General features: G+C 51.9%; 16 protein-coding genes. 5 read left to right on the top strand and 11 right to left on the bottom strand.

Annotated elements, in window-relative coordinates:
• The first annotated feature begins 89 nt into the window (after positions 1-89).
• A complete protein-coding gene (msrB, locus tag J4G78_RS09300) occupies positions 90-596 on the top strand; it encodes a peptide-methionine (R)-S-oxide reductase MsrB (protein ID WP_207986324.1) in 507 nt (168 codons plus the stop codon).
• Positions 597-619: 23 nt separating this feature from the next.
• Here msrB and J4G78_RS09305 read toward each other — a convergent pair whose 3' ends face one another.
• The 5 genes from J4G78_RS09305 to J4G78_RS09325 all read right to left on the bottom strand — a co-directional run bounded on the left by J4G78_RS09305 (position 620) and on the right by J4G78_RS09325 (position 6367).
• Complete coding sequence (locus J4G78_RS09305; RefSeq protein ID WP_207986325.1) at positions 620-1003, bottom strand: VOC family protein; 384 nt, start codon at positions 1001-1003, stop codon at positions 620-622.
• Between the two features lie 66 nt (positions 1004-1069).
• Entirely contained in the window at positions 1070-2851 is a 1782-nt protein-coding gene (locus tag J4G78_RS09310) for a hypothetical protein (protein ID WP_207986326.1), read from the bottom strand.
• Entirely contained in the window at positions 2848-4218 is a 1371-nt protein-coding gene (locus J4G78_RS09315; protein ID WP_207986327.1) for a sulfatase-like hydrolase/transferase, read from the bottom strand. Before J4G78_RS09315 ends, J4G78_RS09310 begins: the two co-directional genes overlap by 4 nt.
• Positions 4215-4673, bottom strand: coding sequence for a GtrA family protein (locus J4G78_RS09320; protein WP_207986328.1), 459 nt, complete (start codon positions 4671-4673; stop codon positions 4215-4217). Before J4G78_RS09320 ends, J4G78_RS09315 begins: the two co-directional genes overlap by 4 nt.
• Before the next feature lie 131 nt (positions 4674-4804).
• The gene (locus tag J4G78_RS09325; protein WP_207986329.1) at positions 4805-6367 is read right to left on the bottom strand and encodes an NAD(P)/FAD-dependent oxidoreductase; all 1563 of its coding nucleotides are present in this window, start codon (positions 6365-6367) and stop codon (positions 4805-4807) included.
• Positions 6368-6700: 333 nt separating this feature from the next.
• Between J4G78_RS09325 and J4G78_RS09330 the strand changes: the two genes are divergently transcribed.
• Both J4G78_RS09330 and J4G78_RS09335 read left to right on the top strand, forming a co-directional pair.
• On the top strand, positions 6701-6958 hold the full coding sequence (locus tag J4G78_RS09330; RefSeq protein ID WP_207986330.1) for a YjhX family toxin: 258 nt from the start codon (positions 6701-6703) through the stop codon (positions 6956-6958).
• 10 nt (positions 6959-6968) lie between these two features.
• A complete protein-coding gene (locus tag J4G78_RS09335) occupies positions 6969-7448 on the top strand; it encodes a GNAT family N-acetyltransferase (RefSeq protein WP_207986331.1) in 480 nt (159 codons plus the stop codon).
• Positions 7449-7512: 64 nt separating this feature from the next.
• Here the strand turns inward: J4G78_RS09335 and J4G78_RS09340 are convergent, their stop codons facing one another.
• The 6 genes from J4G78_RS09340 to J4G78_RS09365 form a co-directional block, all read right to left on the bottom strand.
• Positions 7513-8730 (bottom strand): hypothetical protein, encoded by a 1218-nt coding sequence (locus J4G78_RS09340; protein ID WP_207986332.1) that lies wholly within the window; start codon positions 8728-8730, stop codon positions 7513-7515.
• Positions 8731-8768: 38 nt separating this feature from the next.
• Positions 8769-10085 carry a hypothetical protein gene (locus J4G78_RS09345; protein ID WP_243457039.1) on the bottom strand — a complete coding sequence of 439 codons (1317 nt, stop codon included), beginning with the start codon at positions 10083-10085 and terminating at the stop codon, positions 8769-8771.
• Positions 10082-11338 carry a Na+/H+ antiporter NhaA gene (nhaA, locus tag J4G78_RS09350; RefSeq protein ID WP_207986333.1) on the bottom strand — a complete coding sequence of 419 codons (1257 nt, stop codon included), beginning with the start codon at positions 11336-11338 and terminating at the stop codon, positions 10082-10084. Before nhaA ends, J4G78_RS09345 begins: the two co-directional genes overlap by 4 nt.
• 103 nt (positions 11339-11441) lie before the next feature.
• Positions 11442-13040: an HsdM family class I SAM-dependent methyltransferase gene (locus J4G78_RS09355; RefSeq protein ID WP_207986334.1), complete on the bottom strand. Its 1599-nt coding sequence runs from the start codon at positions 13038-13040 to the stop codon at positions 11442-11444.
• A 154-nt stretch (positions 13041-13194) separates the two neighbouring features.
• Positions 13195-13866, bottom strand: a complete 672-nt coding sequence (locus J4G78_RS09360; RefSeq protein WP_207986335.1) for a TetR/AcrR family transcriptional regulator — start codon at positions 13864-13866, stop codon at positions 13195-13197.
• A gap of 179 nt (positions 13867-14045) precedes the next feature.
• On the bottom strand, positions 14046-14216 hold the full coding sequence (locus J4G78_RS09365; RefSeq protein ID WP_207986336.1) for a hypothetical protein: 171 nt from the start codon (positions 14214-14216) through the stop codon (positions 14046-14048).
• A 101-nt stretch (positions 14217-14317) separates the two neighbouring features.
• Between J4G78_RS09365 and J4G78_RS09370 the strand changes: the two genes are divergently transcribed.
• Complete coding sequence (locus tag J4G78_RS09370) at positions 14318-15121, top strand: LytR/AlgR family response regulator transcription factor (RefSeq protein ID WP_207986337.1); 804 nt, start codon at positions 14318-14320, stop codon at positions 15119-15121.
• 246 nt (positions 15122-15367) lie between these two features.
• On the top strand, positions 15368-18178 hold the full coding sequence (locus J4G78_RS09375) for a TonB-dependent receptor plug domain-containing protein (protein WP_243457040.1): 2811 nt from the start codon (positions 15368-15370) through the stop codon (positions 18176-18178).
• Positions 18179-18192 lie beyond the last annotated feature (14 nt).

Here is an 18192-nt window from a genome sequence, read left to right on the forward strand (position 1 = left end):
GATACCGATAAGCCCTTGTTCAGGCACTATATTGTAACCATCTTTGCATAAGAACCGAATAGCAGGCGAACAGCAAAGAAAGACGGAACATGACAGGCCTTAGCAGACGCAAACTCATCGCCGCCGGAGTTATCGGCGCAGGTGCCTATGGTGTCGCAAGCTTTACGGGTATTTTCGACAATAGCGCCAATGCCAAATCCGGCAAGAAGTTCAAGATCACTCGCACGCCGGAAGAATGGAAAAAGCGACTTGGGCCAGCGCGCTATCGCATATTGCGCCAAGAAGGAACCGAGCGCGCCTATTCGAGCCCGCTAGACAAGGAAAAACGCCAGGGAGTGTTTGCCTGCGCGGGCTGTAATCTCGGTCTGTATTCATCGAAAACGAAATTCGACAGCCGCACCGGTTGGCCCAGTTTCTGGGCACCGATAAAAGGGCGTGTCGGCACATCAACCGACTATAAAATTGGCTATGCACGCACCGAGGTACATTGCAGCCGCTGCGGCGGACATCTTGGACATATATTCAATGATGGTCCGAAACCCACCGGAAAACGCCATTGTATCAACGGATTAGCGCTAAAATTTATTCCGGCCTGATCAGGCGCGCCTAGCTATTAGGCCTAGCCATTGGGTTCGGGTGCAGCCATTTGCTGCCAGAATTCCAGTTTGACGCCGTCACAGTCGAGTATCCAGGCAAATTTACCATAGCCTTCATCGACATGGCCCAGAATTTCGAGGCCTTTCGCTTTGAGTTGTTCGACATATGCATCAAGGTCATCGACGCGCAGATTGATCATGAATTTCGCCGCACTCGGCTCAAGATAGTCGCTGTCCGGGGGGAAATGGCTGATCAAACTATAAGGTTTGTCCCCCTTTTCGTCAGACCAGTTGAGCATCGGACCATATTCACCGTCCAACTCCAAATTTTCCTTATACCATCGCCGCGTCGCCGCTGGATCCTTCACAATATGAAAAACCCCACCTAGCCCGGTGATCTTTGCCATCTCGCCCTCCCTGGTCTGCGTAAATCAGCACGTAACACAATGTATCACATTTTATCTTGCATCAAGCTATTGTTTTGGCACGACTCTCCATAGCGATGGGGCGCTGCCCGAGAGCTTGACAGGTTCCAACCAGTCCGGCTGTTCATTTTCGCCAAGCATAGCCCAAAGACCCTCAGGATGTTTTTTGGCATATAGGTTAAGCTCCGCTTCATCCGGACAGGCCAAGATATACCCGATACCGCGCGCCTCAACTATGTGGCGCGCTGTTTCTGGCGGTGCGGTAAAAATCCGGATCTGGTCCGCCATGGCACCATCATTGCGGTGATGGCTAGTCGCCAGCACGCTGTGAGGCGTTTGCACTAATATCTCAGGGCCAAAATCAAACGGAGCGATCATATGACTGCGCGGCAAGGCGTTAAGTGCCGCCAGTGATTCTGATGAATCACAAGCCAAACTGGCATCTGATGATTTCGTCTTCTTCACATCTGCCCCCGCCTTCTTTCCATCGACCGCGTTCATCATGCCCAGCATGAGCGGTCCCGGCAGGATCAGGAAAACCACCGCCACAGTCGCCAAAATTCGGGTGAGCGGCCGCGTGATCGCGCGCGCGCGGACAAATGCATTTTGGACCGCCCAGCCGACCAGCGGCAGCGCATATACTGCCGCCACAGCTGCGGCGCGTTGGACCAATAGGGATACGATAAAGGCCCACAACAGGGCGTAGGTCAAAAGAAACAGCTTTTCGCGATCAACCCCATCCGACCCTCGCCATTGGATATAAGCCAGGCTCCCAAGACCAACGACAATCGAACCACCAAATAGCGTGACAATCTCTTTCCATGGCTGGGTCCAGATCGGCATGCCTTCACGGACATTCACCAGCCAATAGTCCCGAACCATCGGATCCAATTGTCCGAAGGCGCTGCCGACACATTGCGGTGCACTCGCATAAAATGTGCCCAAGGCTGAACCTCCGGCGACACCGAGGGCCATCAGGCGTACCGGCCACGAAGCGGGAGCAAATTTGATCGCCGGCAAAATGACAAGCGCACCGGCAGCGCAAGCCATAAGATGGGCCGGGGCAATCGCATCACAATAGTTGACGAGAATTTCAATCTGTCCATGATTGACCAGATAGAGGACAAGCGTACCGACCAGAAATCCGGCCAGCGTCCAAAATAGCCTTACCCCTTCGTCCAGCGAAACGACCCAGCGAAATGACAGCAAAGCAATAAACGCCACAGCTAAAGGCAAACCTTCGAGCGATATCGACAGCCATAGCGCCAGCGACAGGCCCATGACTTGCCCCGCCTTGCGCTTATCTGGCCAGAACATGGTCCATAATACCGCCAGTGCGAGCACGATCTGCCACCCGTGATGATCAATCCGCATCGGTCTCAATTGTGCGACCACCGCAACAGCAGTTGCTGTGAGGGCAGCGGATAACAGAGCAATTTTGCGATCGAACAGCTGCTCCGCAATTTTTGCGACCAACCACATGGCAAGGCCCAACGCAACCAATGGCACGATGACCATGGCCGCGAGTTCGGCGGATGCTGGACCGATAACTGGGCTCAAAATTAATATAACCAAAGCCAAAGGCAACTCAACCAGACGCGGCCAGTGCATGGGCTGGCTATCTGGCGAGGCAATCCTATATTGGGTGGTATCGAACCAGCTTTGTCCGGCCAACCAATCACGCAGCTGCACCTGACGCAACTGATCATCCGGTCCCCAGCCGATGCCCGAGACGATCTGATCGAGCGACACGACGATCAGCACGGCGCTAACGGCGAGCCAAATCAGGATGAGGGGAAGCTTGCCGCGCAAGCGGTCAGTCAAGGTCATTGCGCGACTTCGGGCTGTCCTTTGGCTTTCAGGTAAAGCCAGGGAACCCGCTCAGGGTCAAATTGGGAGCGGTTGTGCCGGTCAAAATAGGGCGGCATGTGATCACCGACTATCAATATGTCGGCATCGGGAAAATCGCTCGCGGTGATTTCCTTGACCAGCGCCTTGTCAATATCATCAAATATTGCAAACTGCCGGCAAATCATCGGGAAATCCTTGGCCAGTTCCGGTGATACTCGTTGGCAATCATCGGCGTTCAAATTCAGCCCCGTCGGAACAGGCAAATGCGCGTTGAGCGTCAGCCAGTAGAGAAAGGTCGGCTGTTCGGCCTGTTTCAGGCTTTCCGCCATCAACCGGGGTATCTGCCGATCGCAAGCACCAGCAAAAACACCGCCGCACCACTCCGCGCCCTTTTCCTGGAGATCGGGCCAGAATTCTTGGCTTTGGAAGCCAATATTCGGATACCATTCGGCCCGTTTGAAAAATTCGCCTTTGAAGCTGTGCATAGCATGGGTCGCATAGCCCTGTTTAGCCAGCATGGCAGGCAGGCAGTTAAGCTTCGCGGCGTCTGCCGGATCGAGCAATTCATAATAATCGCCCCACTGTCCGCACATTTCCCGAAATTCGCCCGATGTTGTGCTGTTATAATAGAGGCTGGTCCCCTGGCTGACATCATAGCGCGCTTGAATGGCACTATTCTCATAATAAGCGAACAGCTTGTCAGACATGACCTTATTATCATTGGGCACGCCCAGCGATTCCACCATGATCAGGATCAAATGACGTTTTCCGTCTGCGCGCGCCGCCAGTCCGGTTTTTTCCACGGCGGATTCGAACGTCGCGCCTGCTGGAGCTTCACGGAAATAATGGCCGCGCATCCCCTGTCCCATGGCGAAATCAGCGCCAGCCAGTCCGAAGATCAACACGCCGCTCATTAGAATATGCAGCGGCTTTACGAAATTCGTATCCCGCTTGAGCATAAACCAACTGGTGATCAGCATGCCGAAGATAACGGCGGCAGCAGCGAGATATTCGATGGAATTGGAGGGTTTGATCTCGGCAAAAAATTGCATGGAATATAGAAGCGAAGACATCCCGAGATTGAACAGACCTGCCACGAACGACAAGATCGAATAAGCGGTGACACCGGCAAAAGCGATCCATTGGACGACCCGCGGCATGCGCTTGACAATCAGGCCGATAAAACCGGCCACCGCAATTTCAAAATGGCGCGGCGGAGCGCCTACGAACCACATCGCCATAAAGGGAATATTGATCAGACCAATCCAGATGAAGGACCAGTTGAGGAGCTTTTTGAGATCCGTCGACAGACCTGATCGCGGTGCTTCCATCGTGATTGCTGTCACCGGAATACTCCAAATTTGCGTGTCAGATATACCACAAAGAAGCTGACAAAAACCGCCGCTCCTTTGGCGAGGACCGGGACAACGCCCATTTCGGTCAGCCAGCTCACGATGCTGACGGTAATGCCCAAGCCCAACACAGCCGTTCCAATGAACCCGATCCGTTGCAGCTGCAGAGCAGCGCCTTGCCGTGTTTTACCGGGAAAAACGAAGCTCGATGAAATCAGCCAATGCACGATTATGCCGGCGCTATAGCCTGCTGCTGACGACCAACCGGGGTCGGTTGCAAAGGCAACCAGCACCATGAACAAAGCAACATCAAAGGCGAGGCTGACAATGCTGGCCAGCAAATAGCGGGTGATCGAAAAGCGATTGAACAAAGCCAGCGGCCCGGGCAGATTTCCTACCCAGATTCCGACGGTAGACCGTCTATCCTGACCGCTGCGCTCCATAACCATTCAACCTCGCGCCGCCAGTATCCCCGCGGAGGCGGGGATCCATCTCCAGCCGTTGCAAAAAAACGCGGCCTCAGGAGATAGGCTCCTGCCTTCGCAGGAGCACAGATATGGAAAAGGTTCAAAGTACACCGTTACGCCGCCTTGCTGGGCTTGCTTTCGGGCTTATCGTCTTCGATCCGCGTTGGGACATCGCGCATGCTTTCCAGCGCGGCTGCCCGATCTTCGGAGATCACGGTTTCTGCGCCCTCGTCACCGGCCTCGTGATATTCGGCATCTTCGTTGACGTTCCACACATTCCATTTGCGCGAACCGGCTTCGATATTCTCCACCGTCAGCATCGCGGTCATCATCGCGTGATCCTGGTTGTTGTAGCGGTGCATACCGTTGCGACCGACCATGTGGAGCGTCGGGAAGCGTGCTTCGAGATCGTCGCGCATGGTTTCGACATTGTCTTCATAGCTGTCATCGTAAACCGGATAGGCTTTTTCCTGACGCACGACCGCACCGCCGACGACATCTTCGGGCTTGCAGAGGCCGAGGATCGCCATTTCCTTCTTGGCCAATTCGACCAGGTCTTCATCGGTGGACGACCAAAGGCCATCATTTTCGAAACAGAAATATTCCAGACCAACACAGGCGATGGATTCATCCGGCACCATTTCCGGCGACCAGCTACGGAAATTCTGAACGCGTCCAACCTGCACACGATCATCATGGATATAGATCCAGTTGTCGGGGAACAGGTCTTCGGATTTCACCATGATCGCCACGGTCAGGAAGTCACGATAGTTGAGTTCCTGCGCTTCAGGTAGAGATTCCGGCAACGGGTGGATCCGGGTGGCCAGTTCGCGCATCGGCGCAGAGCTGATCACATGTTTAGCATTGATAACGGTTTCGCCATCTTCGGTCGAAGCCGACACACGCCAGTTGCCATCGGCATCCTGCGCGAGCTGTTTCAGGCTGTGACCCATCAGCACTTCATTGCCTTTGGACCGCACGAAATCACGCGCGGCATCCCACATCATGCCAGGGCCGAGGCGAGGATAACGGAACGTCTCAAGCAAAGTCTTGGTTTCCATGCCGTCATTGGGTTTCTTGTTGAGACCCAAAGAGCGTTTCAGACCATCGACAACCGCGCTCCAAAGACTGAGACCCTTGATCCGCTGGGCTGCCCAATCGGCCGACATTTCGTCGCAGGGCATGCCCCAGACTTTCTCGGTATAGGTTTTGAAGAAGATCGAATAAAGCTTCCAGCCAAACTGGTTGACCGTCCAGTCTTCAAAGCTTTTGACATTTTTGTTCGGGAAGACCTTTGCTTTGGCATAGCTCACCATGCACAAGGTTGAGCGCCAGATGCCCAGATTCCACAAGGCTTCAAAAGCACGCAGGGGATAGCTGTAGAATTTGCCTTCATAATAGATCCGGCTCATCCGCGGGCGCTGGATAAAATCATCCGGCAGAATTTCGTTCCACAGATCGACCACTTCCTTGGATTTCGAGAAAAACCGATGCCCGCCAATGTCGAAACGAAAGCCTTCATATTCGACTGTCCGACTGATCCCGCCAACATAGGTCGGGTCTTTTTCGATCACTTTGACCGAATAGCCTTTTTTGCTGAGGAGATAAGCGGCGGTGAGGCCCGCTGGTCCTGCGCCGATAATGGCTACATCTACGGGGTTAGTCGCGTCAGTCATAAATCCGATCCCTGTTCAAAACACGGCACGCGATAGTGCCAGTTCATGTTTCAAAAACCGGAGTGAACGAAATTGGTTAGCGATAAGTTAATAGGAGCGTAAAATCGGCTATGATGCCCGGAAAAATGTTGAATTTTGGCGGAAACTGGCATATTTCGCGACTCGCAATGGCAAAATGTCGTTGCCAACACTCGGAGCCTTTTTGTTAGAGAATGTAACAACCAACTGATTTGAAAACCATTTAGCGTTTCAAATCACAGCAACGACGAAACCGGTGCGCGTGCCGCACGGGCGTTCTGTCGTTCCCTATGGTTTAATCTCCGAGTAAAAATAATGAATATTTCGAAAGCTGAACAGCGCGTGCTTCACGTGCTCGCTCAAGGCGGACATATCCGCCACAAACGCAACAAGAACAGCAAGATAGACGAAGTGATGTGCGTAACCCGGGATGGTTATGTGCTGTCCGACTGCACGCTCGACATTTTTGCGCGCCTGAAACGCAGGCGCCTGATCATGTCCCGAAAGGGCAGTCCCTATCAAATCTCTCATCTCGGCCGGGTGTCCGTACGCCCGCAACTCGACAACAGATAAAGGAATACCAATGAACCAACATAAACCAAGCCCGATCAGACCGGTTGTCCCTGATGACATCCCCGCTTTGAAGCGGGTGATTGACGCGACCGATATGTTTCCCTCTGAAATGCTGGATGACATGATTGCCGGTTTTTTCAATGAAGAGGGCAGCGACGAGATATGGCTGACCCATGATAGGGACGGTGCTAAAGCCATTGCCTATTGCCGGTCGGAGGAAATGACCGACAGGACATGGAATCTGCTTCTCATCGCGGTCCATCCGGACCATCAGGGCGAAGGCATTGGCGCTGCCCTGATGAGTCATATTGAAGAGCATCTGGCCGCTGAGGGTCAGCGGGTACTGATCGTGGAAACATCGGGAACGGACGCTTTGGCCCGCACCCGTGAATTTTATCGACTATGTCAATATGATCAGGAATCACGCATCCGCGATTTCTACGCGGATGGTGACGACAAGATCACATTCCGGAAATCCCTGCAGCGCTAGGTTTTCTTGATCCAAACGCCCAGCCTGTTTTTTGATAGGTTGGGCGTTTGCTTGTCATGCGCTCTTAATGGTGATTGGTTTCAGAAAGAGTTTCTGTCAGTTCTTTGGTTGCTGAATCGTACCGCTGAAGTAGCGATTCCAACATAGATTTGTTAAGTTTCCCGTTAACTGTCGATGTCGCTAGCTGGTCGATCACCGCAATAATTTTCTCCTTTCGCTCTTCGATTAAATCTTTCCGATATGGCAATATTTGAAAAGGATCACTTCCAGCCTTCGCGGATGGATCAGATAATATGCCATCCAAAATTTGTAATTCCGCATCGGTACTGCTTTCGATTGTGTTATCAATCCATTTCACAATTTGGTGCTGATCGTAACGCTTCCGTTTGTTTGCTGTAATGCCTTGTAAACCAAGCGATTTCGATAGAATGTCGTCATCACCATATCCTTTTATAAGCGGTTTATTTTCATCGCGAGCAAAGCCGATCCAACATTTCCATTCTTCCATATATTTGTCTGTTGGGGTGCAACCAGCAAATGGCATGGGAAATTTTTCTAGGGTGGCAGCATTCGCTCCCGATAAAATCAGTCTATCGCCGTCTTGTGCTTGAACCAATGCCTTGGTCCTAATGATCGGAATATTCCCGAGTTGATCCTCTACGCGGGATAGAGAGGCAATTATCTGCTTTTTGGTAGGTCGTTCATAAATCCGAATAGCACAAGCTGCGCCGTTGACATTTCCCGAGGAACGATCCCGATGACTTGGCGCAAGATCTATAGTTCGAACGCCTGCGGCGATAGCTATCTTGTCTCTCTGAAATTTACTGCAGACCACGCTATCTACCACTCGAATAGCGCTGTACTGATTTTCTCCACCGCTCTGGTTAAACTCATATACTTCTTCAACATCATATTGGCGAATAAACCGGATTGCATCATATCCATTTGCAAAAACCAAAGATTGTTTGCTCGAATCGAATGACAGCTTTTGCCCGACATTCTTTGCTGCAACTGTTTTTGCAACCTTGTTGAGTATGATGTGTTCGTGAAGCATCCAGCCATAATAACCCCCAAACCAAACCACCGTCAGCAGAACCCAGAGCATGTGGATTTGGCGCAAGCGGGCTTCAATTAAAAGTCCGATAAACGCAGCATTTATGAAAAAGATCGACCAAACTGGCACCAACAGAAAAAGCAAAATCAAGCGCAGGCCTGGAACGAGCTGAAGTAAAAACAGCAACACAACTGGAATAAAAAATAGAAATGAGCGGGGGATTCTCATTTCCTGATAATAGCAAAAAAAATTAATAAATAATCAAATCACTCCACCAAATCGTCCGGCAACATTGGCTCGCTGAGCAGCTTCTCCATCGCCTTCCAACGCCAGACCGGCCCATCACCTTGTCGTTCGACCCAGGCTTTCACCATGTCCTGACCAAGGCCATAGTTGATCACATAGCTGCGATATTGATCGTTGAAGGACAGGGATTGTTCTGCGCGTTCGCGGCTGACCAGTTGATATTTCTGGATTAGTGCCAGCGCTTCATCCTTTGTGATGGTCTTGTCGAGATAGGCTTGTGCAATCACAAAGCGTGCGCCCTTCAGCTCGCTCAGCGCCTGTTGTAGCTTGAAGTAATCGGCCGCTGTCGATGGATCGAGCCTCGCGAGCGGATAAAGCACGTCCCGTTCAAACGCCAAACGCTCTTCGCCTGGAAAAGCGAGATCAATGCCATAATTGGCGGACCCCTCGGCAATGAACGATTGCGGCGAATAGAGCGGGTAGACCGAAAATTCCTGCCAGCCGCGCTCGTTAGTCAAACGCTGTTCGAGCAACATATTATAGACATGATGGCCGGGATAGCCTTCGTGGCAACCCAGATCGACGGCGCGGCTAATCCGGATCGGAAGGTCCGTGTTGATCTGGATCAGGCTCTGATAATTGCCCTGATAATAATTATAGCCGCTCCAGCTTTTGCCAGTGACAAATTCCATTCTGAAATTCTCGTCCAATGGTAAAGTAATATGTTCCGCCGTCCGCCGCTTACATTCCGCGATCGCCGCATCAAACACTGGTTTCAACCGCTCCGTCGGGATCGTGAACTTCTCCTGATAAGCCTCCGCCCGCTCATGCAATGGCCCCTCGCCCGGCACTAATGTCTCGATTGTTGCCAACGCCGCGTCATAACTGTCCAAGGGTGCAAATTCAGGCGTCACGCCAAACAGCCCCTTTGCTTCCACCGCAAAAGGCAATGTTTCGCCAGAGATCATCATGTGCCGTGTATGCGCCGCCTCAAGCTGCGCTGACAGGAAGCGTTTGCGCGCCTCGACCAGTGGATCGTCGCTTGTCGGCAACCCGTCCAGCCTTTCCATCAGTTCGACAATGGCATTGCCCAGATAGACCAGGCCGCGATCGTCCTTTTTCGCCAGATCCTGCCAGATCTTTGGGCCATAATAGGCGTCGACATAGCCCTCTTCCTGCTCCCCCATGGTCAGGGTCAACAGCACATAATCATTGGCAATCTGATCCAGTGGCGATAGCGGGGCAAAACTTGCTGCTCCGGGTTCAGGCACATAGTTGTTGGGCGGTGGGCAGCCGGTCAGGAAGAGTGCCGCTGCAAGAGCAACGAGCGCTCTCAAAGCACTTCTTTCAGTTGCTGGGCCTCTTTCTTGTCCAGCGACTTCAGATGCTTTTCCTGGGGTGCAAAACGCAGGATGCAATAACCTATAATAGCAGACAGGAATGACCCCCCGAGCACGCCGATCTTGGCCTCTTCAATCAACAATGCCTCTCCGGGAAAGGCGAGAGCACCAATGAACAAGCTCATGGTAAAACCAATGCCGCATAGCATGGATACGCCGTAAACCTGCAGCCAGCTCGCCCCGCCCAAACGTCCTGCAAAGCCGGTTTTAACGGCCAACCAAACGGCTGCGAAAATGCCAACCTGTTTGCCGAGGAACAGACCCGCGGCAATGCCGATCGGCAGGGGCGCAAAAATCTGTTCCATGCCGATCCCTTCCAGGGACACGCCAGCATTGGCAAAGCCGAATACCGGCACGATGAAAAAAGCGCTCCAAGGTGCAATGCCATGCTCCAACCGGTGAAGCGGTGAGTCTACTGCATCTGGAGAACCGGGCGTAACCACGATTGGAATGGCCAGCGCAGCGAGCACACCCGCTATTGTGGCATGAACGCCAGACAGCAGCACAGCAAACCAGAGCAACAAAGCAAAGAACAAATAGGCGATCAAGGATTTCACCCCGGCCTTGTTCATCGTATACATTATGCCCAAGATAACGGCCGAAGCGAGCAGCGCCGCACCATTGATTTCGGCGGTATAGACCAAAGCGATAATCGCGACGGCCCCCATGTCATCGACAATCGCAACCGTGACCAAAAAAAGCTTTAATGAGGTTGGAGCACGCGGCCCAAGCAGGGCCAGCACGCCAATTGCAAAAGCAATATCGGTGGCTGCGGGGATTGCCCAACCATTATATAGCGCCGGGAAATCCCTCACAATCGCCAGATAGATCAACGCCGGCACCACCATTCCAGCCGCAGCGGCGAGAACCGGCAAGCGCCGCCGCTCCCATGTATTCAAACGCCCATCGACAAATTCACGCTTAATTTCAAGGCCGACGAGCAGAAAGAATATCGCCATCAGACCGTCGTTAATCCACAAATGCGGAGTCATTGGTCCAAGCTTTTTAGAAAGCACGGGCCCTTTCACTTCATGCAGAAAATGATGGTACATGTCATAAAATGGGCTGTTTGCGACGATCATGGCCAACGCGGCCGCAATCATGAGCAAAATACCGCCTGCGGCTTCGCTTTTCAGAAAATTTCGCAGCGCAGAATCCGTTCCGGTTCGCGCTTGTTTCTCAGACGACATAAAAGGCCTTTTGTTGATCTATGCTTGGCGGAGACTCATGCGCAGACATGTTTGCAAAATCAAGAGCAAGTGTTGGTTTCTTTGCGGTGAAAATCAAAGCTGTTCATTTGGTGGAAGACCGAAAAGCCTGCGTGGTTAGCTCTTCTAAAGCCGCCATATTGCGACTGCTTGTATCCGATGGCCGGTCGTCCAGCCAATCGGCAAACCGCATAATGATATCGCGAGGTATCAGCCTGATGTCAGGGACATGTATGTCTAATATGTCGCGCGGCTCCAACTTCATTAGACCGCTAGCCAAAACGCGAACCTGAGCATTAATAGCCTCCTGCATCATATCACTGTTGAGCAGCGCCACCAACGCGCGGAGCTGTATGGGATCAAGCGTTGGGGCATACAGGTTATGGAAACAGGTAAGCGCTTTTACGCCAGCCGCATTGTGAATGAAACGCATCCGGCCGCGACCGAAGGTGCTTGCCCAAATGGGCGCCACCGGCCGCATTTCAGCTCTATACCAAACAGGCTTGGTCCGGGGCCCATGTTTGAGGGGAATTCCAATCTTTTCGCCTTGCTTGATATAGACGTTTTCCGCTGGGGTGAGGTCACGAGAAGGATTGAACAGGAAACAAGCCTGCCCCGCATCAGCCAAGCGTGCAAAATCAGTCCGGGAAAACGTGATATCAGCGACCTGTGCTGTCTTGCCCACACAGCGGTCCATTCGCGTGATATCCAGTTCATGATCCTCGGCCTGTTCTCGGGACATAAGAAAATAACGATTTGCGCCGGTTGCAATCCCGCGCTTGGTTATCACCAAATCTCTAAGCCGTATCCAACGTCCTGAGGGTAGCTTGTCAGCTTGCCGCAGCAACATGTCCCATTTTTTGCGTGATTGCAGCAGGTCGCTTGGCAGTTCATGGCGGATAATCCCTACATTTAGTTCCAGCGCCGCCAGCGAAGTCGGTTCAGCACCCTGCGGAACATAATAGCTTTGCACCGCATGACGAGGTTTGCCGGCTTTCTCGATCAGCAATATTGATGCGGTGGACATATTGTCTTCAAATGCATGCCCCGCATGATCGATTGTCACCAAGCCACTGAGTAGCCCGCGTTGCAGCAGATAGGCTTTGAGGGATTGGCCATAGTTTGCGCCCATCCACTCGGCCGGAATTAATATGGCCGCCCGTCCACCATGCGAAAGCTGCTCGCAAATTTTGATAACGAAATAAATGTAGAGGTTAGACTGCCGGCTTAATCTTTGCCCTGATCGCCGTTCCATATCATCCGCCACAGCCTCATTCAAATCATGGTCTCGGTGCATGATATAGGGTGGATTGGCGATAATCGCATCGAAACGAGCATTCCAATCTGTCGCTAGAAAATCGCGTTCCAGTAGATCAATCTGGCAATAGGCGGCATCAACCATTCTGGCCTTCGCGATTGCCAGCGGCTTTGGGTCAATATCAAAACCTGTGTAATGCTCACCCACATGCCGCTTTGCACACATGTCTATGAGCAGCCCGGTGCCTATTGCCGGATCAAGTACGGATTCCGGTGAGACGCCAGCAATCCAGTCGATCATTATATTTGCGTAAGCCGGCGGTGTGAAAAACTGACCGAGCTTTTTTCGGCTCGACAAATCAACCGACTGCACGAACAATGCCTCAGGCGACAGCGTTATGTCCGCTTGCAGTTGCGAAGGTGGCACCAACGAATCCATCTAGCAGGACATAAATTACAAACAGCCATTGTCGAGCCATTTGATGAGCGTGCCGCCATTAATAACAGCGGCACGCCCGAAAAACCCTAAACACGAGCCGATAAGGATCTGTACTTTGGTTTACAGATGCCTCTACCAGGCCTCACTCCGCAGGAGCGTGGCTTCTTAGGGGCAATCGTTTCAGATAGATGTCGGCGATTTCACTGGGGGTGAAAACCGGCGGCTGTTTCAAATTTGATTCCGCCTGACCATCGTCGCCTACACAGGCGTTAATTGCCATCAATAGCGAGTCAGCCAACGGCGCAGGATCGGTATTTTCGATATCACCTTTCAGCATTAGGCTCTGCAGAAAATGTTCGATCTTCAAACGCAGCGGTTCGTCAATCCGGTGATCATATTGTTCTTCAATCCATCGGAATGCGCGCCGGTCTCTTGCCCGCGATGCCCGCAGTTCAAAGCTTTCCGGCGACAATAAGATCGCTATGCCAGCCTTGCAGAAGCGGTGAAGCATTTTTTCCACCGGCTGATCCAGATCAAACTTGATTTCCGCCATCGCCAAATCAATTTTCTCAAAAAGTTCCAGGCGGGATGCACAGTAAAGCTCCTCACGATTGGCGAACTGGTTATAAACTGTACGCCGCGATACACCTGCTTCCGCAGCGACCGCTTCCATCGCAAATTCGTTAAAACTTTCCGCCCGCAGCTTTCGCCGCGCTGCGTCCAAAATCAACCGACGAGAGGATGCGGGTCGCCATGCGGACCCTTCTGCATTGGCATCATTCTTCGGATTTCTTGTCTGTACTCGGGTTACCATTTTACGCTCCTGTATCACTATCGGCCGGGGGGTCGGCCTCTAAAGTGCACGAGTGAGTTTACGTAAAATCATGTAAAATTTCTCGGGCTATTCTACGAACGAACCCCAAGAACCGACAAAAATGCCCAAGGAGCAATAAACGACATTCGGAACCAAATGAACGACCCGATGCGGCAGTTTCACTTACGGAAAAACAGCTGCATAACGTTGTCATGGGCATAAGCTGCAGAGCCATGAGGGGGAGGCCATCCTTCCTCCACTTCATCCTGCTTGCAGGTTTGACTATAGTTACGCGCTTCGGCTTCCCGTGTTGCAATAATCGCACCAGGCCCCATCCCAGGCCCCATCATTGTGTCCTCGTTCGTCGAAGATATGTTGTTCAGGACGATGTAATATCGCCTCAACTATCTCTTCGGTTCTCGTGGATTGCACTTTCCCTCAGGTCCAGGCCATGCCCCCTATCACGTTGCTGATCAGCGATGATGAACCGCTGGCCGTATCGCGTCTGGCCGAACTCGTCCTGCGCATGGATGATGTGACACTGGTAGGTGAAGCGTCAGATGGCCAGGAAACACTGGAGCTTATTGAAACGCTAAACCCCGACGTCGTCTTGCTCGATATAGAAATGCCTATTCTTGATGGATTTGACGTGATCGAACATCTGTCTGCTTCCCTTGATGAATCAGCTGGCCCCATGCCTCTGGTCATCTTCATCACGGCCTATCCGCAATTTGCGGTGCGGGCTTTTGAAACAGGTGCATTGGATTTTATACCCAAGCCCGTGCGCTATACGCGGTTGGTCGAAGCTATTGACCGGGCACGCTCCGCCTATGCCGATCGCGAAGCGCGGCAGCGCCTGGCACTGCTCGGTCAAACCCTCGATCAGCTGAGGCAGGAGCGATCCCGGGTGGTAGATGATGATCATTATCTTTGGGTTCCTCGCCACGGCGAAGTTGTGCGGGTGGACTGTGACAGTATCGATTGGATCAAAGCCGAAGGCGAATATGTGCGCCTCTATTGCGACCAAACATCTTATCTCTACCGGCAGATGATCGGTGACTTTGTCGCCGGCAACGACACTATTGGTTTTTTAAGGGTCCACCGGTCCGCAGCTGTCAATGTCGCGCGAATCGTCGCCATAAAACGCAGCAGCAATGGCGGTCGCGTCTTACGTTTGAGCACCGGCGATGAAGTCGCTGTCGGCAGAAAATATGCGAAAGATGTTATGGCTATTATATCACCTGATATCGAATGAATTCTCTTTCATAGTCAATATGGTAGGGCCCATAGACTATTGATTTATCGTTTTTTTACAACGTTGTAAATCGACCGTTGCGTTGAAACTTCATCGAATGGGGAATGTTCAAAATACTGTCATATTTGATTGCCGAACCGCTCTTTCGCCTTATTTGGTTGCCGCTGTAATCAACTAAGGGAGCCAGCAATGCGGCCGAATTTCAGAACCAAAACCTTACGAAAATGTTTTACATCAGCGGCGATAATGGCTGTGGCCATCTCCGCCACAAGCGCCAAGGCGCAGAATCAGGAAGGTGCAGATAGCGAAGAAGCTTCTGACGTTATTGTTGTTACGGGGTCGCGGATTACCAATCCGAATCTCGAGCTATCCAGCCCGGTTTCGGTCGTCGGTCGCGACGAGATTGATTTACAGCCATCGCTCACAGCAGAGGAATTAATTCGGGAATTACCGGGTGTTGTCGCCGACCTCGGATCTTCTGTGAACAATGGTAGTGAAGGTACAGCAGAAATCAATTTGCGTGGTCTTGGCGCAAATCGCAACCTCGTATTGTTAGACAACAGAAGGCTTGTCCCGGCCGGCCTGACCGGTGTAACTGACACCAACTTAATACCATTGGCGTTGATTGAGCGCGTCGATATTGTGACAGGCGGCGGCGGGACTGTATATGGTGCCGATGCCATTTCAGGCGTTGTCAACTTTGTCTTGAAAAAAGATTTCCAAGGGGCTGAAATTTCAACCAGCTATGGAGTAACAGAAGAATCCGACGGAGCAGTATTTCGGGCCGATCTGACGCTCGGCGGAAACTTTGCCGATGACCGAGGCAATGCAGTGTTCAGCGTTGGTTACCGCACATCTGACCCTGTGCTGCAAGGCGACCGATCATTCGGTTTCGAGTCTCTAAGTTCTGGCAGTGGAGAACCACAAGGATCGGGAACATCGGTCCCAACTGCTATCAACGGACTACAATATGATCCGGATACTGGCTTGCTTTCAGACGATACCGACACGTTCAACTTCAATCCATTCAACTACTATCAAACACCTTTCGAGCGTTTCAACGTCTTCGGAGCGGCCAACTATGAAGTGGCCGAAGGTATTGAGGTCTACGGACAGGGCCTATATTCCAAGAATACGGTGGAAACGCAGCTTGCACCGTCGGGATTGTTCGGCACGACTTATAATTTGCCACTTAGCAATCCGTTTCTGACCGATGCGCTGCGCAACCAAATATGTGCGCAAGCAAGCGTGGGTATCAGTCAAGCAGAATGCGACGCTGCCGCAGGTGTCACGGACCCAAGTGACCCGAACTTTCGTGCACCAGCAGTTACCATCAACCGTCGATTGGTCGAGCAGGGTCAACGCCAACAGACCTTGGAATTTGATGTCTTCCAACTGGAAGCAGGCGTTCGCGGCGACATCACCGACTCGATTGAGTTTGACGTTCATGCAACACACGGTCAATCAACGCGCGTTCGCAGTCAAAATAATAGTGGTTTAAACTCCCGTGTCCAACAAGCCTTGTTCGCTGTCGATGCCGACACTTGCATAGACGCGTCGAACGGTTGTGTGCCAATCAATCTCTTCGGCTCTGGTCAGGACATTTCTACGGAAGCTGTTGCTTTCTTTAACCAACCTGTGTCTGCCACCACCAAGACAGAGCTAACGGTTGTTACTGGTTCAATTTCCGGCGATGCGGGCTTCTCCATCCCGTGGGCAAGTACGCCGGTCAACTTCGCCATCGGTGCAGAATACAGAGATAATGTGGCTTCAATTGTTCCCGACATCGCGTCAGGGACGCTTGACGAGGTTCTCGGCAATGGCGAAGCGCTGCTCCCGCAGAGTGGTCAATATGACGTCGTAGAAGTATTTGGCGAGCTCGTTGCACCGTTGGTCGAGGATAAGCCATTTTTCCATAGCCTGACGCTTGAAATCGGCGGCCGTTATTCGGATTACTCAAATACTGGCGGAAACTTCACCTGGAAAGCAGGCGGCAGTTGGGAACCGGTAGAAGGGTTGAAACTGCGCGGCATTTACCAACGCGCGGTCCGCTCGCCCAACATTGAAGAGCTTTTTGCTCCTACGGTTACCGGGCTCGATAACTTTGCAAATGATCCTTGCGCTGGCACCAATCCTGTGGGGAATGCGGCTCTGACCGCAGTATGTATCGCTCAAGGCGCTCCTGCAGCGAGGATCGGATCCATCCCTGTGCCTTCCGCTGGCCAGATTAACGCAACTTTCGGCGGAAATGAAAATTTGGATGTCGAAAAAGCGCGAACAATTACGCTCGGTGCAATCATCCAGCCAGCAGTCGTTCCAGGTTTGACTGTGTCGGTAGACTATTACGATATTCTAGTCACCGACGCTATTACAACTGAAACAGTAGGCGATATTTTCGGGCCATGCTTTGAATCTCTTGATCCAAATAGTGCGCAATGCCAGCAAATTGTTCGGAACCCTCTAAATGGCAGCCTGAATGGCGGTGCCGTGGATACGCCAGGAGCAATCCTGAATACGTCTAATGCAGGACGTCTGGAAACGTCAGGTCTGGATTTCACGGTTGGCTATCAACGGGATATCGACTTCGCTACCCTTGCCCTACAGGTAAATGGTAACTTCACATTCGAGAATAAGTTTCAGTCACTCCCCACCAGCCTGAACCGTGAGTGTGCCGGCTTCTACAGTGTAAACTGTACTAGCATTCAACCGGAGTTCCAGTTGAACAGTCGGATTTCACTAAGCCGTGATGAAGGTTCAATTTCACTAGGCTGGCGACATATATCAGGTCAGGATTTTGAACCTGCAGCTGCAGATCTGGCTGATATTTTTGACGATTATGAGAGTATTCCGTCCTATAATATTTTTGATGTCGCATTAAAAGCACAGGTAATGGAAACCCTCGATGTCACGTTCGTCGTTGACAATCTGTTTGACAAAAAGCCACCAATTGTAGGCAATACCATCGGCTCAACCGCATTCAACAGCGGCAATACCTATCCGTCGACCTATGACGCACTGGGACGCCGGTACACTATCGGTGCGAAGCTGACTTTCTAAAAGCACTCACAGAT

The sequence above is a fragment of the Parasphingorhabdus cellanae genome (assembly GCF_017498565.1).
Lineage (GTDB): Bacteria > Pseudomonadota > Alphaproteobacteria > Sphingomonadales > Sphingomonadaceae > Parasphingorhabdus > Parasphingorhabdus cellanae.